A 23,887-nucleotide genomic window follows, 5' to 3' on the forward strand; every position below is an offset into this window, starting at 1 on the left:
TCCTGTCAAAAACTGCCCTCGCTACCGGCCCGTCACGCCGGCCACGTCCCACACCTGCACCACGTTGTCGAGGGTGCCGGCCGCGAGCGTGCGGCCGTCGGGGGCGAACGACACCGACAGCACCCAGCCGCGACCGCCGAACTGTGGCACCGGCTCCCCGATCCGCGCCAGCGACCGGCCCGTCGCCGCGTCCCACAGGCGGATGGTGCCGTCGATCCCGCCGGACGCCAGCGTCCGGCCGTCCGGCGAGTACACCAGCGCGAACAGGTCGTCGGTGTGGCCGGACAGCTTCGCCCGCTCGGCGCCGGTGGCCACGTCGCGCAGGATCACGTCCTTCCGCTGGGTCGTGGCCAGCGTCTTGCCGTCGGGGGCGAACGCGACCGGGCCGACGCCGTGGTGGCCGACTACCGTCCCCGTCAGCTTGTGCGCCTGTTCCTTGCCGGTCGCCGCGTCCCAGAAGCGGAGCACGTCCGGCTTGATCGTCAACCGGCGGACGGTCGGGTCGGGCTGCGGCGTCGGCGGGTGGCTGACCGTCACCAGCGTCTTGCCGTCCGGGCTGAACCGTACGCGGCTGACGGTCAGGTGCTGGTCGTCGGGCGGCGTGGCGCGGAGGAGCTTCCCCTCGTCGGTCAGGTCGTACAGCTTCACCGTCTGGTAGCCGCCGCACGCGATCCGCTTGGAGTCGGGGGAGAAGGCGAAGCACCCGCCGTCCGCGGGGTACGACCGGATCTTCGTCCCGGCCCGGTCCCACTGCAGCACCGCGAACTTGTCCTGCGGCTCCCGCCGGACGGCGGCGAGGGAGTTGGCGTCGGGCGCGTACTCGACGTGGTGGAACGTCCACTCGCGCGGCTCGCCGACGAGCGGGCGGCGGTCGGGGAGCTCGTCGGCGCCGAGCCGGTACAGTTCGCGGCCGGTCCTGGCGTCCCACACGCGCACGGTGCCGTCCCACGACGCCGACGCCAGCTGCGTGCCGTCCGGCGAGTAGGAGACGCCGGTCACGCGGTTGGCGTGGCCTTTCAACGTACGAACCAGCTTCGGCGCGGCAGGCGGCGCCGGCTGCGCGGCGGGCTGCGGCGCGGGCGGTTGCCCGTCGCTCGTCCCGACGGCGCCGGCCACCAGCAGGGCAGCGGCCGCAGCGACCAGCCCGCCCGCGGTGTACGTCGGCGTCATACTCGTCGCTCCTTTGGCGAGCCGGCGGACGACCGGCGACACGCCCGCCGGGTCCGCGACCCGGTGCAGTAGGGCGGGAGGAACGGCGTGGGCTGCGGCCGCAGTGCCGAGCGCGGCCAGCGCCGGGGCGACGCCGCGGCCGGCGAGGCGCGTCACGAGCCGCGCCTTCGCCCGCGCCACCTGCCCGGCCACGGCGCCCGGCGTGCGGCCGAGCCGGGCGGCGGCGTCGGCTTGGGTCAGTCCGTCGAGGACGCACAGGACGAACGCCGCCCGGTCGGTCGCGGGCAGCGCCGCGACCTCGCGGTGAACGACGGCCATCGTGTCGGCCCAGTGGTCGGGCGCGGGTGAGGCTTCGGGCACCGCGGCTGCGCGCTCCCGGGCGCGCCGCCGCGCCGCCTGCCGCCGCGCCAAGAGCCCGACGCGTAGCGCCGCGCCGTGGAGCCACGCCGGCAGGGCCGCCGGGTCGCGGACGGTGGCGCGGTGCAGCGCCAGAAACGTGGCCTGGAAGGCGTCCTCGGCGTCGGCCTCGTGGAGCAGTTGCCGGCAGACGGCCCACACGAGCGGGCCGTGGCGCGCGACGAGCTCGGCGAACGCGGCGGGGTCGTCGCGGGCGGCGAGCAGCGCGGCGTCGCCGCGCGGGTCGGGGGCGACGCGGCGGGCGAAGGCGGCGAACGGGCGGGTCACGGCGGCCTCCGGGGCGGCGTTCGCAGTGTAGTTGCCGCGGCCGCCCCGGTTCTGCGCGGGTTGAGTATCCTTTCCGCATGGACGACCACGCCGCGCTGCTCGCCGCCGTCGTCGACCGGCCCGACGACGACACCCCGCGGCTCGTCCTCGCCGACTACCTCGACGACCACGGCGACCCCGACCGTGCCGCGTTCGTCCGCGCGCAGGTGGAGCTCGCCCGCACCCCCGAGTGGGAGCCATTCGCCGTCGAGTGCCGGCACCGGCGCACGGAGTGGTCCGACTTCGGGAAGCCGTTCCGCGCCGTGCTGCCGGCGTTCCCGGACGGGTGCGGCGTCGAGTGGGCCGAGCCGCCGTTCCGCCGCGGGTTCGGCTGGCGCGTCCGCGTCGGCAACCTCCACGGCTGGGCGGGAGTCGCCCCCGAGCTGTTCCGCGCCGCACCGGTCGGCGCGCTCCACCTCCGCGCCGACACCACGCTCGACGACTGGCGCGCGTTCGCCGCCGGCCCGTGGCTCGCGCGAATCCGCGAGGTGCATCTCGAAGCGGGAAGAAGCCCGGTCGAGCCGGTGCGGGCGCTCGCCGCCGCGGGCACGCTCACCGGCCTCGACTCGCTCCACGTCCACCACGCCGACATCCCCGGCATCGACTTCCTCGTCGCCGACGTGCTCGCCGGGCCGCTTGTGGCGAACCTGCGCGGCCTGTCGTTCCGCCTCAGTTCGCCGGCGTCGCTCGACGACCTCCTGGACGTACTCGCGGCGCACGCCGGGCGGTTCGAGAAGCTGGCGCTGCGGAAGATGTACCTGACCGGCGCGCAGGTCGGCCGCTGGGCCTCCGCCGGGCTGCACGGCCTGCACGGCCTGGACCTGAGCGACAACTACGTGTTCAGCCAGGACGGCGCCCGCGCCCTGGCCGACGCGCTGGCCGGCGGGTGGACCGGGCACACGCTCGGCCTGTCGCGCTGCGGCATCGCCGTCCCGGGGGTGCGGGCGCTGGCGGCGGCGCCGGGAATGGCGTCGGTACGGCGGCTGGACCTGAGCCGGAACGTGTTCGGCCCGACGGGGGTGCAGGTGCTGGCCGCGTCGCCGCACCTGGCGGGGCTGCGGATGCTGGACCTGCGCGACTGCGGGTTCGGCGACCAGGCCGTGCGCCGCCTGGTCCGCGGCACGTTCTGGCCGAACCTGACGGAACTCGACCTGCGCGGCAACCCGATCACCGACCGCGGCGCCGGCTACCTGATGGCGGCGCCGCCCGCGCCAGACCTGACGGCGCTGCTGGTGAGCGGCCGCCACCTGCGCGGCCCGGCCCGGGCGACGCTGGCGAAGCACTACGGGGGACGGGTGGTATTCGAGAATGACGAATGATCCGATCTATTTTTGACGGGATGAACAGGAAGAACCAGGATGGGAGACAAAGACAAAATTTAAATTGATTTCTGTCTTTGCTTCCCATCCTGGTTCTTCCTGTTCATCCCGTCAAAAATGTCTTCAACTCCCCTCTGGCGCCTCTTCGGCGATTCGCAGGTACGTCTGCACCGCCTGCCGGAAGGTGCGCTCGGCCTCCTCGCGCTCCGCGGCCGCGATCCCCGGGCCGCGCACCGCCCACAGCCGCTCGATCGTGCCGATACACCACTTCGCGCTCGCCCGGCTGACGCGGATGGGCCTGTCGCCCACCAGCACCGTCACCGGGTTCGTGTGCAGCTGCGGGAACTGCCGCAGCGCCACCCAACTGCTCGCGGCCACGTCCACGTCGAACGCCACGTCGTGCGGCTTGCCGTCGGCCGGCACCTCCTTCGTCGCCACCACCTTGCCGTTCATCACCAGCTCGACCGTCCGCGTCGGGCCGGCCGGGGCCGCGCCGCCGACCGCGGTGCCGAGGGGCGTGTCGCCCGCGAACGCCACCGTCGCCTTCACCGCCGTCTTGCCCGGCGCCGCCAGCTTCACCGGCGTCGGCCCCGGTGACACCCCGTTGACACTGAACGCCAGCGCGTGGGCGTAGCCGTCCGAGACGTAGCTCTTGCCGTCGCGGATGCCGCGGCACCACTGGCCGTAGTCGACGTGATCCACCTTCCCGAGCTGCACGTACACACGCCCCTGGCCGACGCGGCTGCCGGTGATGCACGGGAAGTCCGTCTCGCCGCTCACCTTCAGCGGGAAGCCGCAGTTCATGACGTGGTACCAGCAGTTCCACTCCGGCACCCGGGCCGTGTCCATCGCGCTGATGAAGTCGCACAGCCCCAGCGCGCTCGTCACGCAAATCTCCTGCGCGCCGATGCCGTTCATCTCGGGGATGACCAGGTTCGGCAGGTTCCCCTTCGTCCGCTGCGTGCTCTGTGCCAGCTCCACCTCCGTCACCTTGCCGTCGCCGTCGGCGTCGACCTTGGCGAACGCTTCGGGCAGCGGCCACCGCCCCGCCGCGGCCTGTTCCTTGGTGATGAAGCCGCGTGTCCCCTTGTCCAGTTCCACGAACAGCCGCCGCGTCGCGGCCGGGGCGTCGATGCCCAACCCGTTCGCGGAGTGGGCGTAGCCGGTGACGGCGCCCTGCTCCTTCGCCCAGCGCATCAGCGGCGTCGTCCACGTCGGCCAGCCGCGCAGCTTGCTGCCGCCGGAACCCGGGTACGTCTGGTCCTTCAGGTTCAGCAGGTTGACGTGGCCGAGCGCCTGCGACCCGAAGCCGCTCACCTCCACGTCGTACTTGATGACGGTGAACGGCTCGCTGAGCCGGTGCGGGCCGACCTCGAAGAACTGCCGCTGGTAGTCGTAGCACGGCCCCCACGTCAGGCAGCAGCCGACGTTCAGCCCCTCGCCCTTGACGTGCATGAACATGTCTTCCGGCAGCACCCCCTCGGCCGGGTTCGTGTAGTGGGCGCACCCCGCGGCGTGGATGTGGTGGTCGCCGCTGTACCACCCCTGCGTCGCCGGGTTGATCCAGCGCTCCAGCTTCACCTCGAACGTGTTGTCGCGGCCGGCTTCGACCTTGATGCGCGCGGTCTTGAGTGCGTACTCGGGGCCGCGGCCGTACTCGACGGCGAACTCGCCCGGCGGCAGCAGCACGAACCCGCCGTCGGCGCGGTACACCTGGCGCTGGAAGAACAGGTCTGGCGCGAGCCGCTTCGGCTGCGGCGGGTAGACGCGGCCGCCGGCGTCGGTGAACGTGAACCGGCCGACGGTCGGCGTGCCGTCGAAGTCCTTGACGCCGAGCCGGACGCGCACCGCCGGCTTCACGTCGAACAGCACGGGCGCTTCGCCGCGGAAGCCGAGGTCTTGAGTCCCCTGCCCGATGTCGAAGCCGACGGTCGCCTCGCGCTTGCCGGCCTCGGTACTGTAGACGAGCAGGATCGCGTACTCGACGCGCAGCCCGCTGAGGTTCGTGGTCATCGGCGGCGCCGTGAACAGTTCCAGTTCGAGGAACCGCTTCACGATGGTGGGGTCGGCCTTCGGGTCGCGCTCCTGCCGGCCCTGGCCGCTGTACACCGGCCCGGCCTGCGGGCTCGTGGGCGCCAGCTTCTTCTTCACCGTGCTGTCGTTCACGACCTTCACGAGCACCGGCGTCCAGCCCGCCTGTTGAATCGTGGCGTCGGCCGGCCCGCGGGCGACCTTCACCCGCGCCTCGGGGTTGAGGTTCACGACGAACAGGACGTGCGGGTCGAGCGCCTTCTGTACGGCCACGGCGTCGCGCGCCGTGACGGCGGCGTCGAGCTGCTTGGCGACGGCCGGCGCGAGCGGCGCGCCGAGGAACTGGAGCGCCTTGCCGAGCCGCTCGGCGTTGGCGGCGAGCGGCTGGCCTTCGACATCGCTGACGGGCGGGGGCGGGTCGGCGGCGCGGGCGGCGGGCGCGAGCGCGCCGAGGACGAGGAGCGCGGCGAGGCGGGACATGGGAACCCTCCGGGGAGTGCGGCCATCAGACCGCGCCGGAGGGGGGAACGCGAGCATTTTTTGACAGGATGAACAGGACGAAGCAGGATGAAATCCAAAGACAAAATCAATTTAAATCTTGTCTTTGGTTTTCATCCTGCTTCGTCCTGTTCATCCTGTCAAAAAATTCCTTGATCTACGCCGCCCCGCCCTGGCTCATCTGCGCCATCATCGCGTCCATGCGCTTCTGCATCTCCGCCGGCTCCACGTCCTCGACGTGTGTGGCGACCGTCCACGTGTGGCCGAACGGGTCGATCACGCTGCCGGAGCGGTCGCCGTAGAACTGGTCCGCCAGCGGCTTCATCACCGTCGCCCCGTGGGCGAGGGCCGCGGCGAACACGGCGTCGCAGTCGGGCACATAAATCATCAGCCCGGACGCGGTGCCGCCGAGCGTCTCCGGGCTCTTGTTCCCCCACTCCGGTTTCTCCTCGCCCATCATGATGACCGAGTCGCCGATCTTGATCTCGGCGTGCGCCACCGACCCGTCGGGCATCGGCATCCGCAGCACCTCGACGGCGCCGAACGCCGCCTTGTAGAAGTCGATGGCCTTGGCGGCCCCGCGGATTGTCATGTACGGGGTGACGGAGTGGTAACCGTCGGGAATCGGCTTCACGGCCACGGGCAGACCTCCGAATCGTGTGAGGGGACGCCCGGACTCTACATTACTGTACGGATGGACACAAGCGAGGAAGTGGCGAACGTGGATGGGACCGCGGCGGGAGAACCGGCACGACCGGCGCCGCATAGAATGCCCGCCCCTTTCCCCACGGGCGCCCGCCATGAAGCACGCCGTTCCGCTCCTCGTCGTCCTCGCGTTCGCCGGCCGCGCCGACGCCCAGGAGGCGAAGAAGACCTTTCCCTACGCCGCCCCCGCGCACGAGCGCCAGGTGCTCGACGTGTACGCGCCGAAGGGCGCGAAGGGGCTGCCGGTCGTGTTCTGGATTCACGGCGGCGGCTGGCAGGCCGGCGACAAGTCGGACGTGCAGCTGAAGCCGACGTGGTTCATGGAGAAGGGCTACGTCTTCGTCTCGACCAACTACCGGCTGCTGCCGGCGGTGGACATGGGGACGATCGTCCGCGACGTGGCGAAGGCGGCGCGGTGGGTGCGCGAGCACATCGCCGAGCACGGCGGCGACCCGGACCGGCTGTACGTGATGGGCCACTCCGCCGGCGCGCAGCTGGCCGCGCTGCTCTGCACCGACGAGCGCTACCTCCGGGCCGAGGGGGTGCCGCTGACCGCCATCAAGGGCTGCGTGCCGGTGGACGGCGACACGTTCGACATCCCGGCGATCATCGAGGTGGCCGAGACGCGGTGGCGCGTCCACGGCCTGCCGGCGTCGAAGCTCGGGCACCGCGAAAAGTTCGGGAACGACCCGGCGAAGCACAAGGACTTCTCGGCCGTGACGCACGCGGCGAAGGCGAAGGGCATCCCGCCGTTCCTGGTCCTGCACGTGGCCGAGCACCCGGACACGACCGCGCAGGCGCGCCGGCTGGCCGCGGCGCTGACGGCCGCGGAGGTGCCGGTGACCGTGTTCGGCGGGCGCGACACGACGCACGGCCGCATCAACGCCGACCTCGGCAAGCCCGACGACCCGGCGACGAAGGCGCTCGCCGACTTCCTCGCCGCCGCGGGGAAAAAGTGACATGATCGACCGCACCACCTTGCGCCCCGTTCCGGGCACGGCCCGCCTGATGTTCAGCGGGCGAGTCGGTCGGTGCGACGTGTGCATCTTTACGCTGGAGGACGCCCCGCGTGTATTCGTGGGCGGTGGTGTATCCGGGTACGACGGGCTCGTGAATGAAGTGGACCGCGTGGCCGCCGAAACGCTGGCCGATCAGTTCGGGCTGTCCGAGCTGCGAGAGGTGGCGGCTCGAATACCATCGTCGCTCGGCTCCTAACCCGCAGGTTGTCCAGGTTGCGGTGTGGCACCCGGTTCTCGTCGTGCGTGGTTAACCCCCTCACCCCGCGTGCTTCGCCGCGACCCTCTCCCCCGAGGGGAGAGGGTGGGACGGCCCCGCGCCCGTCACGGGCGGGCATCGACCCGCGGACGCAGTGGCGTGTTTCTCTGGCGTCGGCGAGTGGTTGCCCGCCCGTACTGGAGTCCGGGTGCGGCCGCCAGCCCCCCGGGGGAGAGGGTCGCGGCGAAGCACGCGGGGTGAGGGGGTTAACCGCGATTGATGGGGACCAGCAACCACGCACTCCGCGCCGACTACCTGCGGGCCGTAATGTACTACCCCCGCTCTTCGCGCTCGGCGATGATGTCCGCCGACAGGCTGCCGGGAATCTTCGACATGATCTCGCGGACTTCTTCCAGGGTCGGCACCGGCGACGTGTCGGCCGCGCACTCCACCTCGTACTCGGTGTCGAATACCCGCTCCGAACGCGGTTTCTTCGGCATGGTCGGCCTCCTTGCGGGCATTGTACCGGCCGTCACCCCGCGGTCTTGCGGGCTGCCCACTCGTCGGGCGTCACCAGCACCTGGCGGGCGTTGCTGCCGTTGAACCCGCCCACGATGCCGTCCTCGGCCATGTAGTCGATCAGCCGCGACGCCTTGCCGTAGCCGATGCCCAGCGCCCGCTGCAGCAGCGACGTGCTGCCGCGCTGCTCGCGGATCACGATCTCCACCGCCTGCTCGTACTGCGGGTCGCGCTCGCGCAGCTTCTCGCCCGTCACCTCGCCGCCGTCGGCCTGGTCGCGCGTCTTCAGGTTCAGCAGCTCGCTGTCGTAGTTCGGCGTGTCCGTCGCCACCGCGTCCACTACCGCCTCGATCTCCCGGTCGCCGACGTAGGCGCCCTGCGCCCGCAGCAGCGACCCGTTCTGCAACAGCAGCATGTCGCCCCTGCCCAGGAGCTTGTCGGCCCCCTTCTCGTCCAGCACCACGGCGCTGTCGGAGCGGTTCGTCACCTGGAAGCAGATGCGCGCCGGCAGGTTGGATTTGATTAACCCCGTAATCACATCCACGGTCGGCTTCTGGGTGGCGAGGATGAGGTGGATCCCGGCGGCGCGGGACTTCTGCGCCAGCAGGATGATGCTCCCCTCGATCTCCTTCTTCATCTGCATCATGAGGTCGCCGACCTCGTCGATGAGGATCATGATGTAGGGCATGCTGCGGGGGATGGCGCGGCGCTCCTCCTCGCTGTCGGGGTTGATGCGGCGCACCACCTCCTCGAAGGGGAGCTCGTTGTAGCTGGCGATGTTTCGGACGCGGGCGCGGTGCAGCCACTCGTACCGCTCCTCCATCTTGTCCACCGCCCACGCCAGGATCGCCTCCGCCTTCTTCGGGTCCTTCACCACCGGCGTCATCAGGTGAGGGATCTTGGCGTAGTCGCTCAGCTCGACCTTCTTGGGGTCGATGAGGATCATGCGGCACTCGTCGGGCCGCTTCGAGAGGAGGAGGCTGACGATGATCGTGTTCAGGCACACCGACTTGCCGGTGCCGGTGCGGCCGGCGATGAGGAGGTGCGGCATCGCGGCCAGGTCGTAGGCCAGGGCCCGGCCCTCCACGTCCTTGCCGACGAACATCGGGAGCTTGTACTTCGCCACCTTCGGCGTCGCGGCCAGCGCGCCGACCACCTCCTTGAGGCACACCGTCTGGCGGATCTCGTTCGGCACCTCGATGCCGACCGTGTTGCGGCCCGGCAGCGGCGCCACCACCCGCACCGACGGCACCCGCAGGTTCAGCGCCAGGTCGTCGGCCAGGTTCGTCACCTTGTTCAGCCGCAGGCCGGTTTCGAGCGCGATCTCGTACTGCGTGATGACGGGGCCGGTGTGGATGCCGACCACCTTCACCGTCAGGCCGAAGTCGGTGAACGTCTTTTCGAGCAGCACCGCCATCTCGCGCAGCTTCTGCGCGTGGTCCTCGACCGGGAACGGCTCCGGGTCGGCGAGCAGGCTGAGCGGCGGCAGTTCGTAGGGCGTGGTGTCGTCCTCGGGGGCGACGGCGCGGAGCAGCGCCGCGAGCGCCGCCGGGTCGTGCGGGTCGGCGTGCGAGTGGATCGGGATGTCCTCGACGTGCGTGTCCCGCGGCGTGTCGGACTCGGGCTCGGGCTCGGGGACGTAGACCGTCGGCCGCGTGATCGGCACGGCCGCGGGCGTCGCTGCGACCGGGGGCTTCGGGTCGCGCGTCAGCGCCGCGCCGACGCGGCGGCCGACGGCACGCGCGGCGCGCCAGCCGGCGCCGAGCAGCGCGGCCGAGGCGTCGCCGACCTTTTCGTTCACCCAGCCGGCGGCCCGCCACGCCAGCCGCAGGCCGGCCCACACGCCCCGCGCCGCGGCGAACACCAGCCGGTGCGCCGCGAGCACGAGCCCGACCAGCGCCGCGCCGGCGAGCACCACCAGTTCCCACGGCGCGACCGTGGCGTCGTCCAGTTCGAGCCGCACGAACGCGCCCACCGAGCCGCCCGCGCCGGCCACCGCCGCCGGCGGCAGGCGCGCCCCGTCGGCCCACGCCGCGGCCGCGACGGCGAGGATCAGCCAGCCGGTCACCCGCGTCACGACCCGCAGGGGGTTGCGCGTCAGCACCAGCTGCGCGGCGACGGCGAACCAGCCGGCCAGGAACACGGGCGCCGCCCAGCCGAGCGGCTCGACCACGAGCGCCGCGAGCGAATCGCCGACCGCTCCGAACACGTTCGGGCCGCCGGCGAGCGCCTCGCCGCTGCCGACGGCCACGGCCAGCGCCGCGCCAACGGCGGCGAGCGTGAGCACGACGGCGTCGAGCCGCCAGCGCGGGGTCGGGGGGGAATCGGGGGTGGTGTCGTCGGCCATGCGGGCGGCTCGGGGCGCGGGCGGTGCGGCTCTATCTTCCTCCCTCGGACGCGCGGCTGAACCGTCGGTCGCGCCGCCGGGCGGCAACTTTTACAACGCCGGCGCGGCGCCGCCGGTACAATCGGCGTGGCCCGCCCGACCGGAGTCGCCCGCGTGCTGCACGTCGCCCTCTGGGAGCCGGAAATCCCGCCGAACACGGGGAACGTGGCCCGCCTCTGCGCCGCCACCGGCGCCCGCCTCCACCTCGTCGGCCGCCTCGGCTTCCGCCTCGACGACAAGAGCCTGAAGCGTGCCGGCCTCGACTACTGGCCCGCCGTCGATTGGGTGCGGCACGCCACGATGGGAGACTTCGAGGCCGCCGTCGCGGGGCAGCGCGTCTGGGTCGTGGAGACGCCGGCGGACGTGGCGTACACCCGGGCCGCCTTCGCCGACGGGGATTGCCTGCTGTTCGGCAGCGAGTCGAAGGGGCTGCCGGCCGGGGTGCGGGAGCGGTACGCGGGCCGCCTCGTGGGGGTGCCGATGCCGACGGGCGCGGTGCGCAGCCTCAACCTCGCCACGACCGTCGGCATCGTCCTGTACGAGGCGCTGCGGCAGGTTCACGACTGGTAGAACCCGCACGACCGACGTGCCGCCGGGTCGGGGCCGGCGCGTTCACCTGCCGCCGGCCGCGTCGGCCGGCCGAAGACTCCCGCAGACGACACCACGTGTTCGGCACCAGGGGGCGGGATGGCGGGACCGGTGTTGGCGTTCGCCGCGGTCGAGGAACTGGTCGCGTTCGTGCACAAAACCCTGTGCGAGCAGGACGCCCTCGACCCGGCCCAGACGCCGCTGTACCGCACGCCGCTGAAGCGCGGCGGGCGCGTCTGCGGGCTCATCTTCCACGTCGAGGGGCCGCGGCTGCTGCGCACGAGCGCCGTGTGGTCGGCCGACGACGGGCGGGTGCTCTTCTACGACTCGACCGGCACCCGGGCGCAAGAGGTGCGGCTGAGTGAATCGCCGGAGGTCAGCCGCGCGGCGTGAGGGCAGGCCTCAGTCGTCCCGCTTCGGGTTGAACCGGATCGAGCACCCCGCGGCCGGGCTCGTCTCGGCCACCGGCGCCGCCTTCCCGGCCGCCAGCGCCGCCACGGCGTCCTCCAGGTAGCGCGCCTTCACCTCGCCGGTCGCCTTGTCGTCGAACGCGCCCATGTAGACCACCTTGCGGGCCTTGTCCAGCAGGAACACCTCGGGCGTGTTCTTCGCGCCGTACTTCCGGGCGACCTCCTGCGTCGGGTCGTAGAGGTACGCGAACGGGAAGCCCTTCTTCGCGGCCCGCTCCGTCATCGCCGGCAGGGCGTCGTCCTTGCCGGTGTTCACGTTGATCGCCACCACCGCGAGCGTGTCGGCGTGCTTCTTGGCGAGCGCCGCGAGGCGGCCCTCGTAGGCCACGGCGACGGGGCAGCTGTTGCACGTGAACACGACCACGACGGCGGACTTGTCCTTCAAGTCGGCGAGGGAGTGCGTTTTGCCGTCGGTGCCGGCGAGCTTCTCCCACGCGGGGGCAGCGCTGCCGACGTCCAGTACCTTGTTGAACTTGCCGGCGTGGGCGGGCGTGGTGGGGCCGGCGGCGACGGCGAGCGCGGCGGCGACGAACGCGGGGACGAAGCGGGTCATGGGTGGGCCTCCTGTTCCCGGCTATTGTGGGCGCGGCAGGCGGTTGCGTCTCGCGGGCCGGTCGGCGAGAATGGCCGCATGCCGCCCGACCCACCCGCGCCGGACTCGCTCCCCTGCCCCGGGTGCGGGCTGCCGCGCGCCGGCGACCCGACCGCCGCGTGCCCCGTCTGCGCGTTCACCGAGCCCCCCGCGCCGCCGCCACCCCCGCCTCCCGCGCCGGAGCCGGAACCGACCCCGCCGGCGGACGGGCGTTCGCGGCAAGTCGTTCCCCTGATCGCGGTCGCGCTGCTGGCCGGCGCCCTCGGGTGGTGGGGCGGCCGCGCGACTGCGCCCGTCGTCCTCGTCGCCCCGGAGCCGCTCGCGTCCGTCAGCGCCGCCGACCCGCCGGTCGGTCCGCCGCCGCCGGCCGTGGGGCCGACGCGCCCGTCGCCGACGCGCCCGACTACGCCCGCCACCAAGGCCACGCGCCCGCCGCCGCCGGCCGACCTGCCGCCGACGGAGCGGAGCAAGACCGGCGAGTTCGACCTGGCGCTCATCGCGGCCGGCTCCTTCCGCATGGGCTCGTGGGAGCACGAGAAGGGCCGGCAGGCCGAGGAGGAGGAGCACGAGGTCAAGCTGACGCGGCCGTTCTACCTGGGCGTCCACGAGGTCACGCAGGAGCAGTACCAGAAGGTCATGGGGACGAACCCGAGCTGGTTCGCGGCCACCGGCCCCGGCGCCGACCGCGTCGCCGAAATGCCCGACACCGGCCGCCTGCCGGTCGAGCGCGTGTCGTGGTTCGACGCCGTCGACTTCTGCAACAAGCTCGGCAAGGCGGACGGGCTGCCGCCGTACTACGCCCTCGAGGTCGTGTCCCGCGACGAGGGCGCGATCGCGTCGGCGAAGGTGACGGTGCTCGGCGGCACGGGCTACCGGCTGCCGACCGAGGCGGAGTGGGAGTACGCCTGCCGGGCGGGTAGCAAGACGCCGTTCCACTTCGGCCCCCTGAACACCGGCGCCGAGGCGAACGTGAAGGCGAGCATGGTCGCCAGCGGCTACGGCACGTCGCCGCGGTGGCGCGAGGTGGGGCGCACCGCCCGCGTCGGCAGCTACCGGCCGAACCGGTGGGGGCTGTTCGACACGCACGGCAACGTCGCCGAGTGGTGCCACGACTGGTACGACCGCGGCTACTACGACCGCTCGCCGGAAGCCGACCCGCCCGGCCCCGACGTCGGCCGCCAGCGGGTGCAGCGCGGCGGGTCGTGGCTCGTCGGCGAAACCGCGGCGCGGTCGGCGGCGCGGTTCGGCGCCGGCCCCGCCAACGCCACCTCCCACGGCGGCATTCGCGTCGCCCGCACGCCATGACTCGCCGGCTCCTCCTCGTCGCGCTCCTCGCCGCCGGCTGCTCGCGCCCCGCGCCGCCGCCGCCCGCGCCCGCCGCGCCGCCGGTTCGCTTCCGCGACCACAACCTCGTGCTCGTCAGCTTCGACGCGCTCCAAGCGGCGCACGTCGGCCACCTCGGCTACCCGCGCGACGTGACCCCCACCATCGACGCCCTGGCCCGCGACGGCGCCACCTTCACGAACTACTACTCGGCCGCGTCGTGGACGGTGCCGGCGACGATGACGTGGTTCACCGGCGTGTACCCGTCCGAGCACCGCATGGTGAACAAGTTCGCCCGCTACACCGCCCGCGAGAAGACGCCCGCCACCCTCCGCGAGTTGGCCCCCGCGCTGACCACGCTCGCCGAGGTGCTGCGCGGCGCCGGCTACGCTACCGGCGGGTTCACCGGCAACGCCGGCGTCAGCCCCGGGTTCGGCTACGAGCAGGGCTTCGACACCTACTTCGCCGAGCCGAACCGCTTCGGCTCGTTCGACAAGAGCGTGCCGAAGGCGGTCGAGTGGCTGGAGGCGAACCGCGACCGCCGGGTATTCCTGTTCCTGCACGGGTACGACGCCCACGGCCAGTGCGAACCCGCCGGCGGCCTCGACTACCGCTACGTCGAGCCCGGCTACGACGGCCGGTTCGCCGGGTCGGTGCTGGAGCAGGAGGCGCTGCGCGAGGAGGGGCTGGCGAGCGGCAAGGTGACGCTCCGCGACGCCGACGTGCGCTTCTGGCGGGCCGTGTACGACGAGAAGATCGCCCGCGCCGACGACCGCTTCCGCCACTTTCTGGACGCCGTCCGCCGGCTCGGTCTGGAGGGGAAGACGGTGTTCGTTCTGACCTCCGACCACGGCACGGAGGTGTACGAGCACCGCCGCTTCGACCACGGCTTCACGCTGTACGACGAACTCGTCCACGTGCCGCTGGTGATCCGCGCCCCGGGCCTGGCTGCGCGCCGGGTGGCCGACCGCGTCGGCAGCATCGACCTGATGCCGACTCTGCTGGACCTGCTGGACGTGCCCGTGCCGCCGGCGGTGCGCGCTCAGCTGCGGGGGACGAGCCTGGTGCCGGCGCTGCGCGGGGAACCGGTGGCGCACGACGTGTACTCGGAGACGGACTACCGCGAGTACACGTTCAAGCGGTCGCTGTTGACGCCGGACGGGTGGAAGCTGATCGCGACGCTGGAGCGGGGGACGCGCGAACTGTACCACCTGCCGACGGACCCGGGTGAGCAAAAGGATTTGGCGGCGGCGGAGCCGGCGCGGGCGGCGGCGCTGGAGGCACAGCTGTTCGCGCACTTCCGGGCGATCGGCCACGACCCGGCGGCGCGGCGGTGGGAGGTGGGGCTGAACCCCGTCTACAACTCGCAGGCGAAGTGACGGGCCGGGTCGCGGCGTACACTTCCCGCATGGGCACCGCCACCGCCGCCGGGCCGGACGACCTCGCCGCCGCCTGCCGCGCCCTCGCCTCCACCCGCCCCGCCCTCGCCCGCGACGACGCCGCCCGCCGCTTCCTCGACCTCCTCCGCTCCGGCGAGTTCGACCCCGCCGGGCTGTTCGTCACCCGCGGGGCCGGCGGCACCGTCCGCGGCGCCGTGCTGGCGCAAACCCTTCCCGGCGCCCTCGGCATCCTCTTCCCGCCGCGCACCACGCCCCACCGCCCCGCCGACGCCGAGCCGCTGTTGGCCGCCGCGCTGGACTGGCTCCGCGGCCGCGGCGTGAAGGTGTGCCAGTCGTTCGCCCCCCGCGGCGACCGGGCCGACGAGCCGACGCTCGCCCGCGCCGGCTTCCGCCACGTCACGGCCGTCGTCCACCTGCGGCGCGAGCGGCGCGACGACCCCGAGCCGGCCGGCGCGCTGACGTTCGAGCCAGTGGACGACGCGAACCGGGCGGCGTTCACCGCGGCGCTGCTGAGAAGCCACGACGGCAGCCTCGACTGCCCCGAGCTCACCGGCACACGCACCGAAGCCGACCTGCTGGCCGGCTTCCACGCCCCGCCGCCGAAGCGGCCCGACTGGTGGGCGCTGGCGCGGCACGGCGGCGAGGCGGTCGGCGTCGTGCTGCTCGAACCGGGCACCGAGATCGGCGCCGTGGAGCTGAGCTATTTGGGGCTGGTGCCGGCGGCGCGCGGGCGGGGGTGGGGCGAGGGGCTGCTGCGGTTCGCGCTGCGGGCCGCCGGCGACGCCCGCGCGCTGACGCTGAGCGTGGACGCGCGGAACGGCCCCGCGCGCCGGTTGTACGAGCGGCACGGGTTCCGCGAGGCCGACCGCCGCGAGGTGTTCCTGTGGCGCGACGGCGACGCGACTTCAGTCAAACTTCCCGGAATCGCCTGAGCTCGCGCCCGGGGCGGTGTTCTCACCCGGGTACGCGGGTGTTCCCGCCTGCGGTGCGGGTCCGGTGGTGCCGCCCGTGCCGCGGGCGCCACGCGCGCCCGGCGCGCCGCCGGGTGAGCTCGCGCACGAGGCGTTGGCGCCCCGGTTCGGGGCTGCATAGTGGAGTGTGTCCCCGGAGCATCGTCGGGGGTCACGCCCGCTCGCCGGCGGGGCAAGGACGTCCGCCGTGCTGCTGGGGGTTCGTCGTGTCGGCCCGTTCGTCGCAATCCCCCCGACCCCCCGCGGCCGCACCGGCCCCGCCCCCCGCCCTCGACAAGGCGGTGGCCGACGCCGTCGCCGCGCGGATCGGCGCCGAGCGCTTCGCGCTGTGGTTCGCCGCCCACGTCCGGTTCGTCGGCCTCGGCTCCGAACTGGTCGTCGTCGCCCGCAACGACTCCTGCCGCGACTGGATTGAGCACACGTTCGGCCAGGCCGTCCGCGCCGCCGCGGCCGAGGCCGCCGGCGCGCCGCTGCCCGTGCGGTGGGTCGTGGACGCGGAGGCCTTCGCGGAGCCGGTCGGAACGAAATCCGAAGCGCGAGACCCGAAACCCGACCCCCCGGGCGCCAAGCCCGACGCGCCGCGGACGCGCACCGATTCCGGGAGCCGGCCCGCACGCCCGCAGACGGACCTGTTCGGCGACCCGGTCGAGCCGCGGCGGGCGAAGCCGAAGCGGGCCGACCCCGAGGCCGTCGGGTTCGACCTGGCCCCGCGCGCCGGGCGGCGGTGGAAGAAGCTCGACGACTTCGTCGTCGGCCCGTGCAACCGGGTGGCACACGCCTCCGCCGCGAGCGTCGTCGAAGACCCCGCCCAGGGCGCGAACCCGCTGGTGCTGCACGGCCCCACCGGCGTCGGCAAGACGCACCTGCTCGAGGGCATCTTCCTCGGCCTGCGGCGCGCCGGCGAGCGGCCGTGCTACGTCACCGCGGAGGAGTTCACCACGCGGTTCGTGCAGGCGTCGCGGCTCGGCAAGATGGGCTCGTTCCGCCGGCAGTTCCGCGAGTGCTCGGCGCTGCTGCTGGACAACCTGAACTTCCTCGCCACCAAGCGGGCCACGCAGGAGGAGTTCCTCAACACGTTCGACGCGCTCGTGGCCGACGGCCGGCAGGTCGTGGTGACAACCGACTGTCACCCGCGGCTGGCGGACGACCTGCTGCCGGAGCTGGCCGACCGGCTGCTCGGCGGCGCCGTGTGGGGGCTGCTCCCGCCCGACCCCGAGACGCGGCTCGGCATCCTGCGGAAGAAGTCGAGCACGGCCGGGCCGCCGGTGCCGGACGCGGTGCTCAAGTACCTGTCGAGCCACCTGCGGGGGAACGTCCGCGAGCTGGAGGGCGCGGTGAACAGCGTCCGCCACTACGCGAAGGTGACGGGCCGACCGGCCGACACGTCGCTGGCCCGCGAGGCGCTCGGCGATCTGCTGCGGCACGCGGTCCGGGTGGTGACGGTGCCCGACGTGGACGCGGCCGTGTGCACGACGCTGCGGCTGGCGACGGGCACGCTGCAATCCAAGGCGCGGACGTGGGCGGTGACGCACCCGCGGATGGTGGCGGTGTTCCTGTGCCGCAAGCACACCGCGGCGACGTACGGCGAGATCAGCAAGCACTTCGGGGCGAAGACGCACAGCACGGCGGTGGCGGCCGAGAAGAAGGTGCGGGCGTGGCTGGCGGCCGACGCCCGGGTGGCGATCGGCGACCGCGACTGGCCGGCGAAGGAGTTGGTGGACCGCGTCGAGCGCGAGCTGCAACGCTGAGGCGGCGCAACGAGGATGGCCACAAAAAGGCACGAAAAGACACAAAAAGGAAGGCTAAACCAAGCCTGAGTTCAGGGTTTGGTCGGCCTTCCTTTTGTGTCTTTTCGTGCCTTTTTGTGGCCATCATTCCGTGTCTTCGTCCTCGCCCGGCGGCTTCGGCGGCGGCAGGTCTTCCGGCATCCCGCCGGCGAACGCCTGCCTGGCGTGCTTGTCGCGGATCGCCTGGTCGGCGCTCGGCCCGCCGCGGCGCCGCCGGTCGCCGTCCGGGTGGACGAACGGCTTGCCGGGCACGGGACCCTTCTTCGCCGCCTTCCGCTTCTGCTTGTCCGACGCCATGACGCGCCCCTTCGGGGGAAATGACCAAGGACCAATGACCCACCAATGACCAAGGAAGACGGCCGGGGGTTCGCGGCTCGGGTCTTTCCCTTGGTCCTTGGTCCTTGGTCATTCCTGACAGAATCGCACCCGGAACGCGGTGACGACCTCCCGCAGCGGGTCGTCGAGTCGCGCCAGCGTCGGTTGCGCGATGGCCGCCGGGACGCCGCCGTAGAACGCCTCCGCCACCGCGCCGGCGACCGCCGCCATCGTGTCCGCGTCGCCGCCGAACGACACCGCCAGCCGCACCGCGTCCTCGAAGCCGGTCGAGTCCAGGAACGCGATCAACGACTGCGGCACGGAGCCGGCGCACGACACGTCGAACTTGTACGCCGGCCGCAGCCCCGCGACGGTGCCGGACAGGTCGTAGCCGAACAGGCTCTGCACGTCGGCGCGGATGCGGTCCTTCGACTTGCCGGTGCGCGCCAGGAACACCGCGGCCGCGACCGCCTGCGCGCCGCGGACGCCGTCCGGGTGGTTGTGCGTCACCGCCGCCGAGCGCTCGGCCTCGTTCAGCACGTCGGAGAGGGTGTCGAACGCCCAGCCGACGGGGGCGACGCGCATGGCCGAGCCGTTGGCCCAGCTGCCGTAGGGCGCGCGCTGGCGCTCCTGCGCCCACTTCACGAACGTGCCGCCGTACCCGGCCGCGGGGTAGCGGTGGTAGTAATCCTGGAACGCGCTGGTGTAGTCGCCGCCGTGCAGGAGCACGTCGGCGACGGCGACCGAGAGCACGGTGTCGTCGGTGAACCGGGCCTTCGGCGGGAACAGGTCGAAGTGCGTGGTCTTGGTGCCGGCCTTCTCGTGGACCGAGCCGATCACGTCGCCGGCGATGCCGCCGAGCATGGTTCGCCCCCGCGTGGTGTGGGGGAAGCATACCCGCCGGCCGCGGGGGCGTGCAGTGTCGGTAGGGATGAAGGTCCACCCGCCGCGGCTGGTGGGCTTCGCCCCTTACGCCGTCCCCAACTCGGCCAGGATGGTGGCGGCCTTGTTGGCGTCGGCGACGGTGTCGAAGGTGGCGTAGCCGATGAACTTGCCGCTGATGACCGACAGCACCAGCCCGTGCAGGTTGATGCCGGCCAGCTCCCAGGCCAGCGTCAGCCGGCCGCTCAGGCCGGCCTTGTCGTCGCCCTCCACCCGCATGACGATCGGCTCCGGCACCTCGTGGAGCCCGGCCTTCTTCGCCGCGGCGAGCTGTCCCTGCCCCTGGATCGGGGCAACGTACAGGTCGCCCATCCCCGCCTTGGTCGCCGACCGCTGGCTGTACACGTATTCGAGGTGCGCGCCGCTCTCGGCCAGGGTCTTGAGCTTGCCCGAGATCCCGCCCGGCTTGTCGTCCACTTCCCCGTGGAAGATGTGGACCCGCTGCATCTTAAAGCTCATCGGAGGCACTCCTCGGGGGGACCGGACGCGGCCCCATCACGGGATGATACCCCTGGCGGCGGGGGTTGGAAACGGGTACGTTTTCGGAATCAGGGGGACGCGGCCGGCGCCGCGTGAAGGGGCGAAGGGGTGAAGGGGTGAAGGGGTGACGAAAACCACCTGTTCGTCACCCCTTCACCCCTTCACCCCTTCACCCCTTCGCCCCTTCACGCGGCACAAGAAAGCGGCACGATGATACTTCGCCTTCTACCCTCCACGGGCCTCGCCGCCGTCGCCCTCGTGCTGGCGTTCGTCCCCGCCCCGGGCCGCGCCGTGCAGCCGCCCCCGCGCGAGGCGCCGCCCGCCGAGCCGCCGCCGACGGCGACCGTCGTGTACCGCAACCTCACCCTGTACACCGCCGCGGCCGGCGCCGACGCGCCGATCCCGAACGCCGTGCTGATCGTGAAGGACGGCAAGGTGCTGTATGCCGGCCCCGCCGCCGCCGCGCCCGCGCAGCCCGCCGACCCCGAGGTGCGCGACCTGGCCGGCGCCGTGGTCATCCCCGGTCTCGTGGACACGCACTCGCACATCGGCCTGTTCGGCCGGCCGGGCGTCGGCGCCAACGCCGACGGCAACGAGATGAGCGGCCCGGTGCAGCCCGGCGTCCGCGCCCTCGACTCGATCAACCCCGACGACCCCGGCATCCGCATGGCCGTCGCCGGCGGCGTCACCACCGCCAACATCATGCCCGGCTCCGGCAACGTCATCGGCGGCCAGACGCTCTACGTCAAGCTCCGCGGCCGCACCGTCGAGCAGATGGTGATTCTCGGCCGGCTGCCCGACGGCTCGATCATCCTCGGCGGCCTCAAGATGGCGAACGGCGAGAACCCGAAGGGGTACGGCCGCAACCGCAGCCAGGCGCCGTTCACGCGGATGAAGGTGGCGGCGCTGCAGCGCGAGCAGTTCGTGAAGGCCCGCGAGTACAAGGCGAAGCGCGACGCCGGCGAGAAGGTCGAGCCGAACCTCGACCTGGAGCCGCTCGTGGAGGTGCTGGAGAAGAAGCGCACCGTCCACTTCCACTGCCACCGCGCCGACGACCTGATGACCGCGGTGCGCATCAGCGAGGAGTTCGGCTTCGAGCTCGTGCTGCAACACGCCACCGAAGGCTACCGCGTCGCCGACATCCTGGCGAAGAAGCGCATCCCGGTGTCGCTGACGCTCATCGACAGCCCCGGCGGCAAGCCCGAGACGATCGGCCTCCTGGAGGAGAACGCCGCGGTGCTGGCGAAGGCCGGCGTGACGGTGACGATCAACACCGACGACAGCATCACCGAGTCGCGGTTCTACCTGCGCACCGGGGCGATCGCGCTCCGCGGCGGGCTCCCCGAGATGGACGCGCTGCGGGCGCTCACGTCGAACGCGGCGAAGCTATTGCACCTCGACCACCGCCTCGGCTCGCTGGAGAAGGGGAAGGACGCCGACTTCGTGGTGCTGTCCGGCCCGCCGTTCTCGACGTACACGCAGGTGCTCGAAACGCACATCGACGGCCGCAAGCGCTTCGACCGCAGCAAGAAGGCCGACTGGGTGTACCAGGCCGGCGGGTTCGCGCTGCCGGACGCGGCGAAGGAACTGCCGGCACCGTTCGCCCCGACCGCGGCCCCGAAGGCGGGTCCGAAGGTGAATGTGCTTGAGGGGCGGGAGCCGAACAACTCGAAGAAGCTGGTCGTGCTAGCCGGCCGCATCCACACCGCCGCCGGGCCGCCGATTGACGGCGGGTCGCTCCTGATCGTGAACGGGAAGATCGCCGCCGTTCTCCGTGGTGACCCGCAGATTCCCGCCGACGCCACGGTCCTCACCGCCAAGGAGGTGACGCCCGGCCTCATCGACCCGTTCACCACGGCCGGCCTCAGTGGCGCGTGGAACCTGCCGCAAGACCAGGACCAGGACGAGCCGTCGGACCCGAACCAGTCCGACCTGCGGGCGCTCGACGGGTTCAACGCGAAGGAACCCCTCCTCGACTTCCTGCGGGCGCAGGGGACCACGATCGTGCACTCGACGCCCGGCCGGGTGAACCCGATCGCCGGCCGCGGCGGCGTGTTCCGCAGCGACGGCATGACGGCCGAGGGCGCGGCGCTGGTACCGGTCGGCGCCGTGATCGTAAACCTGGGCGAGGAGCCGAAGGCGGCGAAGGGGAAGGCGCCGGGCACGCGCATGGCGACAGCCGCGCTCGTGCGCCGGGCCTTCGCCGACGCGAAGGCGTACGGCGCGAAGCGCGCCGCCGACGCCAAGACGCCGCAGAACGCGAAGCACGAGGGGCTGCTGCCGGCGCTCGCCGGCAAGGTGCCGGTCTTCTTTGCGGCGCACCGCGCCGACGACATCGCCACCGCGCTGCGCCTCGCGGACGAGTTCAAGCTGAAGCCCGTGCTGGCGCTCGGCACCGAGGCGTACCGGCTCGTCCCCGAGCTGAAGAAGGCGGGCATCCCGGTCGTCGTTCACCCGACGATGCAGCGGGCGGCGTCGAGCCTGGAGACGATGCACGGCTACGTCGGGAACGCGGCGGTGCTCGCCGACGCGGGCATCCCGGTCAGCTTGTGTACCGGCTTCGAGGGGTACGTTCCGAAGGTGCGGGTGCTGCGCTTCGAGGCGGCGATGGCGGCGGCGAACGGTTTGGGGCACGACCGCGCGTTGAAGGCCATCACGGTCGAGCCGGCAAAGCTGCTGGGGATCGCGGACCGGTTCGGGACGATCGAGGTCGGCAAGGCGGCGGACCTGGTGCTGTACGACGGCGACCCGTTCGAGCACGCCACGCACGTGACGCACACGGTGGTCGGCGGCCGGGTGGCGTACAGCCGGGCGGAGTACCTGGCGCTGCCGTTCGAGCGGCGCATCCTGCCGCTGCTCGGCGGCGGCCCCGGCGCCGGCTGTTGCTTGGAGGGCTGGTAAAGAAGATTAACCACAGAGTCACAGAGGGCACAGAGGAAAGACAGAAGACCGAGACGGAACAGAGTTTGAAATCAACTCCTGTCTCCACTCCGCCTTTTTGTCTTCCCTCTGTGCCCTCTGTGACTCTGTGGTTAAATCTTTTTGAACTCCCACCCCGCGAGGCCGCCGTGACAGCTGATCCACTCGTCGCCGCCGCCGCCATCGCCCGCAGCCGGGCGTTCGCGCCGTACTCGAAGTTCCAGGTCGGCGCCGCGCTCGAAACCGCCGACGGCGCCATCGTCATGGGCTGCAACGTCGAGAGCGCCAGCTACGGCCTCACGATGTGCGCCGAGCGGACCGCGATCTTCAAGGGCGTGTCGGAGGGGCTGCGGCGGTTCGTGAAGGTCGCGGTCGTGACCGACACCGACGCCCCGACGCCGCCGTGCGGGGCGTGCCGGCAGTTGCTGTGGGAGTTCGCCCCGGACGCGGTCGTGCTGCTGGCGAACCTCAAGGGCGACGTGCTGAAGTTCACCGTGCGCGAGTTGCTGCCGGCGGCGTTCGACGCGGGGCAGCTGGGGGGGTAAGTATCACCCGTACCCGATCCCGCGCAGCAGCTCCGCCGTCAGCACGAACGGCGCCGCCGGGATCGCCCCCAGCCGGAAGCGCGGCAGCAGCTCCCGCGGCGTCGCCGGCCGCGGCTCGTCCAGCCACCCGCACGACCACGCCAGCAGCCCCACCACCGCCTCGGGCGCCACGCCCGCGGCGCGCAGCGCCGACAGGCGCGTGTCGCCGTGCCGCTTCGCCAGCCGGCGGCCGTCGGGGCCGACCACCAGCGGCAGGTGCGCGAACGCCGGCGCGGCCCATCCCAGCGCCCGGTACAGCAGTAGCTGCCGCGGCGTCGAGGGCACCAGATCGTCCCCACGCACCACCTCGGTCACGCCGGCGTCGGCGTCGTCGGTCACGACCGCGAGCTGGTACGCCGGCGTGCCCGCCGCCTTCCACACCACGAAGTCGCCGCCGGCGGCGCGCAGATCGACCCGCGTGTGGCCGCGGTACAGGTCGTCGAACGGCGGCGAGTCGGCGACGCGGAACCGCCACGCGAACGGCACCGCCAACCCCGCGGCGGCGGCGGGGGTGCGGCCGGCGCACGTCCCCGGGTAGGTGGGCGGCTCGTGCTCGGCGTGCGGGGCGCTGGCCGCGGCGGCCACGTCGGAGCGGGTGCAGGTGCAGGGGTAGACGAGGTCGAGTTGCTTCAGCCGGTCGAGCGCCGCCTCGTAGAGCGGCAGCCGGCGCGTCTGCACGACGGGCTCGCCGTCCCAGTCGAGGCCGAGCCAGCGGAGGTCGTCCTGCGCCTGCTCGGCGGCCCCGGCCTTCACGCGCGGCGAGTCGATGTCCTCGATGCGGAGCAGCACGCGCCCGCCGGCGGCGCGGGCGCACAGCCACGCGGCGAGGTAGGTGCGGGCGTTCCCGAGGTGCTGCGCGCCCGTCGGCGACGGGGCCAGCCGCCCGACGGGCGGGAATGACGAATGACGAATGACCCACCACTGACGAAGGAAGACGGCACCGTGTCTTT

21 protein-coding genes are annotated in these 23,887 nt (G+C 72.6%); 11 read left to right on the top strand and 10 right to left on the bottom strand.

The window, feature by feature from the left end; all coding sequences use genetic code 11:
- Positions 1–21 precede the first annotated feature (21 nt).
- Positions 22–1,854: a sigma-70 family RNA polymerase sigma factor gene (locus tag ETAA1_RS01165; RefSeq protein WP_145233554.1), complete on the bottom strand. Its 1,833-nt coding sequence runs from the start codon at positions 1,852–1,854 to the stop codon at positions 22–24.
- Positions 1,855–1,931: 77 nt separating this feature from the next.
- Between ETAA1_RS01165 and ETAA1_RS01170 the strand changes: the two genes are divergently transcribed.
- Positions 1,932–3,212, top strand: coding sequence for a TIGR02996 domain-containing protein (locus tag ETAA1_RS01170; RefSeq protein WP_145233556.1), 1,281 nt, complete (start codon positions 1,932–1,934; stop codon positions 3,210–3,212).
- Positions 3,213–3,335: 123 nt separating this feature from the next.
- On the opposite strand, the gene ETAA1_RS01175 is transcribed toward ETAA1_RS01170, so the two are convergent.
- The gene (locus ETAA1_RS01175) at positions 3,336–5,723 is read right to left on the bottom strand and encodes a CehA/McbA family metallohydrolase (protein ID WP_145233558.1); all 2,388 of its coding nucleotides are present in this window, start codon (positions 5,721–5,723) and stop codon (positions 3,336–3,338) included.
- A gap of 175 nt (positions 5,724–5,898) precedes the next feature.
- Positions 5,899–6,381, bottom strand: a complete 483-nt coding sequence (locus ETAA1_RS01180; protein ID WP_145233560.1) for a VOC family protein — start codon at positions 6,379–6,381, stop codon at positions 5,899–5,901.
- A 160-nt stretch (positions 6,382–6,541) separates the two neighbouring features.
- Here ETAA1_RS01180 and ETAA1_RS01185 point away from each other — a divergent pair, with 160 nt between their 5' ends.
- Together ETAA1_RS01185 and ETAA1_RS01190 are read left to right on the top strand one after the other, a co-directional pair.
- A complete protein-coding gene (locus tag ETAA1_RS01185) occupies positions 6,542–7,405 on the top strand; it encodes an alpha/beta hydrolase (RefSeq protein ID WP_145233561.1) in 864 nt (287 codons plus the stop codon).
- A gap of 1 nt (position 7,406) precedes the next feature.
- Positions 7,407–7,661: a hypothetical protein gene (locus tag ETAA1_RS01190; protein WP_145233563.1), complete on the top strand. Its 255-nt coding sequence runs from the start codon at positions 7,407–7,409 to the stop codon at positions 7,659–7,661.
- Positions 7,662–7,993: 332 nt separating this feature from the next.
- On the opposite strand, the gene ETAA1_RS31335 is transcribed toward ETAA1_RS01190, so the two are convergent.
- Both ETAA1_RS31335 and ETAA1_RS31340 read right to left on the bottom strand, forming a co-directional pair.
- Positions 7,994–8,161 (bottom strand): hypothetical protein, encoded by a 168-nt coding sequence (locus ETAA1_RS31335; RefSeq protein WP_202920575.1) that lies wholly within the window; start codon positions 8,159–8,161, stop codon positions 7,994–7,996.
- Between the two features lie 32 nt (positions 8,162–8,193).
- Positions 8,194–10,527, bottom strand: coding sequence for a DNA translocase FtsK (locus ETAA1_RS31340; protein ID WP_202920576.1), 2,334 nt, complete (start codon positions 10,525–10,527; stop codon positions 8,194–8,196).
- A gap of 153 nt (positions 10,528–10,680) precedes the next feature.
- Between ETAA1_RS31340 and ETAA1_RS01200 the strand changes: the two genes are divergently transcribed.
- Complete coding sequence (locus tag ETAA1_RS01200) at positions 10,681–11,136, top strand: tRNA (cytidine(34)-2'-O)-methyltransferase (RefSeq protein WP_145233565.1); 456 nt, start codon at positions 10,681–10,683, stop codon at positions 11,134–11,136.
- A 117-nt stretch (positions 11,137–11,253) separates the two neighbouring features.
- Positions 11,254–11,547, top strand: a complete 294-nt coding sequence (locus ETAA1_RS01205; RefSeq protein WP_145233566.1) for a hypothetical protein — start codon at positions 11,254–11,256, stop codon at positions 11,545–11,547.
- A 9-nt stretch (positions 11,548–11,556) separates the two neighbouring features.
- Here ETAA1_RS01205 and ETAA1_RS01210 read toward each other — a convergent pair whose 3' ends face one another.
- The gene (locus ETAA1_RS01210; protein WP_145233568.1) at positions 11,557–12,177 is read right to left on the bottom strand and encodes a thioredoxin family protein; all 621 of its coding nucleotides are present in this window, start codon (positions 12,175–12,177) and stop codon (positions 11,557–11,559) included.
- A gap of 78 nt (positions 12,178–12,255) precedes the next feature.
- Between ETAA1_RS01210 and ETAA1_RS01215 the strand changes: the two genes are divergently transcribed.
- The 4 genes from ETAA1_RS01215 to ETAA1_RS01230 all read left to right on the top strand — a co-directional run bounded on the left by ETAA1_RS01215 (position 12,256) and on the right by ETAA1_RS01230 (position 17,658).
- Positions 12,256–13,521 (top strand): formylglycine-generating enzyme family protein, encoded by a 1,266-nt coding sequence (locus ETAA1_RS01215; protein WP_145233570.1) that lies wholly within the window; start codon positions 12,256–12,258, stop codon positions 13,519–13,521.
- Entirely contained in the window at positions 13,518–14,918 is a 1,401-nt protein-coding gene (locus tag ETAA1_RS01220) for a sulfatase (RefSeq protein ID WP_145233572.1), read from the top strand. The genes ETAA1_RS01215 and ETAA1_RS01220 overlap by 4 nt, the downstream gene beginning before the upstream one ends.
- A 29-nt stretch (positions 14,919–14,947) precedes the next feature.
- Positions 14,948–15,871, top strand: coding sequence for a GNAT family N-acetyltransferase (locus ETAA1_RS01225; protein ID WP_145233573.1), 924 nt, complete (start codon positions 14,948–14,950; stop codon positions 15,869–15,871).
- Positions 15,872–16,191: 320 nt separating this feature from the next.
- Positions 16,192–17,658 carry a DnaA/Hda family protein gene (locus ETAA1_RS01230; protein WP_238389343.1) on the top strand — a complete coding sequence of 489 codons (1,467 nt, stop codon included), beginning with the start codon at positions 16,192–16,194 and terminating at the stop codon, positions 17,656–17,658.
- A 123-nt stretch (positions 17,659–17,781) separates the two neighbouring features.
- On the opposite strand, the gene ETAA1_RS01235 is transcribed toward ETAA1_RS01230, so the two are convergent.
- The 3 genes from ETAA1_RS01235 to ETAA1_RS01245 form a co-directional block, all read right to left on the bottom strand.
- The gene (locus ETAA1_RS01235) at positions 17,782–17,994 is read right to left on the bottom strand and encodes a hypothetical protein (RefSeq protein WP_145233577.1); all 213 of its coding nucleotides are present in this window, start codon (positions 17,992–17,994) and stop codon (positions 17,782–17,784) included.
- Between the two features lie 108 nt (positions 17,995–18,102).
- The gene (locus ETAA1_RS01240; RefSeq protein ID WP_145233579.1) at positions 18,103–18,876 is read right to left on the bottom strand and encodes an ADP-ribosylglycohydrolase family protein; all 774 of its coding nucleotides are present in this window, start codon (positions 18,874–18,876) and stop codon (positions 18,103–18,105) included.
- A gap of 105 nt (positions 18,877–18,981) precedes the next feature.
- Positions 18,982–19,413 carry an ACT domain-containing protein gene (locus ETAA1_RS01245; RefSeq protein WP_145233597.1) on the bottom strand — a complete coding sequence of 144 codons (432 nt, stop codon included), beginning with the start codon at positions 19,411–19,413 and terminating at the stop codon, positions 18,982–18,984.
- Between the two features lie 231 nt (positions 19,414–19,644).
- Here ETAA1_RS01245 and ETAA1_RS01250 point away from each other — a divergent pair, with 231 nt between their 5' ends.
- Both ETAA1_RS01250 and ETAA1_RS01255 read left to right on the top strand, forming a co-directional pair.
- Complete coding sequence (locus tag ETAA1_RS01250) at positions 19,645–22,335, top strand: amidohydrolase family protein (protein WP_202920577.1); 2,691 nt, start codon at positions 19,645–19,647, stop codon at positions 22,333–22,335.
- 167 nt (positions 22,336–22,502) lie between these two features.
- Positions 22,503–22,898, top strand: coding sequence for a cytidine deaminase (locus tag ETAA1_RS01255; protein WP_145233599.1), 396 nt, complete (start codon positions 22,503–22,505; stop codon positions 22,896–22,898).
- A gap of 3 nt (positions 22,899–22,901) precedes the next feature.
- Here ETAA1_RS01255 and gluQRS read toward each other — a convergent pair whose 3' ends face one another.
- On the bottom strand, positions 22,902–23,849 hold the full coding sequence (gluQRS, locus tag ETAA1_RS01260; protein ID WP_145233601.1) for a tRNA glutamyl-Q(34) synthetase GluQRS: 948 nt from the start codon (positions 23,847–23,849) through the stop codon (positions 22,902–22,904).
- Between the last annotated feature and the right edge of the window lie 38 nt (positions 23,850–23,887).

The sequence above is a fragment of the Urbifossiella limnaea genome (assembly GCF_007747215.1).
GTDB lineage: Bacteria > Planctomycetota > Planctomycetia > Gemmatales > Gemmataceae > Urbifossiella > Urbifossiella limnaea.

Excerpts from the sequence above, each read along its gene's own strand:
- ETAA1_RS01170 (WP_145233556.1), top strand. The coding sequence starts at position 1,932 with ATGGACGACCACGCCGCGCTGCTCGCCGCCGTCGTCGACCGGCCCGAC.
- ETAA1_RS01175 (WP_145233558.1), bottom strand. The coding sequence starts at position 5,723 with ATGTCCCGCCTCGCCGCGCTCCTCGTCCTCGGCGCGCTCGCGCCCGCC.
- ETAA1_RS01185 (WP_145233561.1), top strand. The coding sequence starts at position 6,542 with ATGAAGCACGCCGTTCCGCTCCTCGTCGTCCTCGCGTTCGCCGGCCGC.
- ETAA1_RS01190 (WP_145233563.1), top strand. The coding sequence starts at position 7,407 with ATGATCGACCGCACCACCTTGCGCCCCGTTCCGGGCACGGCCCGCCTG.
- ETAA1_RS31335 (WP_202920575.1), bottom strand. The coding sequence starts at position 8,161 with ATGCCGAAGAAACCGCGTTCGGAGCGGGTATTCGACACCGAGTACGAG.
- ETAA1_RS31340 (WP_202920576.1), bottom strand. The coding sequence starts at position 10,527 with ATGGCCGACGACACCACCCCCGATTCCCCCCCGACCCCGCGCTGGCGG.
- ETAA1_RS01205 (WP_145233566.1), top strand. The coding sequence starts at position 11,254 with ATGGCGGGACCGGTGTTGGCGTTCGCCGCGGTCGAGGAACTGGTCGCG.
- ETAA1_RS01210 (WP_145233568.1), bottom strand. The coding sequence starts at position 12,177 with ATGACCCGCTTCGTCCCCGCGTTCGTCGCCGCCGCGCTCGCCGTCGCC.
- ETAA1_RS01215 (WP_145233570.1), top strand. The coding sequence starts at position 12,256 with ATGCCGCCCGACCCACCCGCGCCGGACTCGCTCCCCTGCCCCGGGTGC.
- ETAA1_RS01220 (WP_145233572.1), top strand. The coding sequence starts at position 13,518 with ATGACTCGCCGGCTCCTCCTCGTCGCGCTCCTCGCCGCCGGCTGCTCG.
- ETAA1_RS01225 (WP_145233573.1), top strand. The coding sequence starts at position 14,948 with ATGGGCACCGCCACCGCCGCCGGGCCGGACGACCTCGCCGCCGCCTGC.
- ETAA1_RS01235 (WP_145233577.1), bottom strand. The coding sequence starts at position 17,994 with ATGGCGTCGGACAAGCAGAAGCGGAAGGCGGCGAAGAAGGGTCCCGTG.
- ETAA1_RS01240 (WP_145233579.1), bottom strand. The coding sequence starts at position 18,876 with ATGCTCGGCGGCATCGCCGGCGACGTGATCGGCTCGGTCCACGAGAAG.
- ETAA1_RS01245 (WP_145233597.1), bottom strand. The coding sequence starts at position 19,413 with ATGAGCTTTAAGATGCAGCGGGTCCACATCTTCCACGGGGAAGTGGAC.
- ETAA1_RS01250 (WP_202920577.1), top strand. The coding sequence starts at position 19,645 with ATGATACTTCGCCTTCTACCCTCCACGGGCCTCGCCGCCGTCGCCCTC.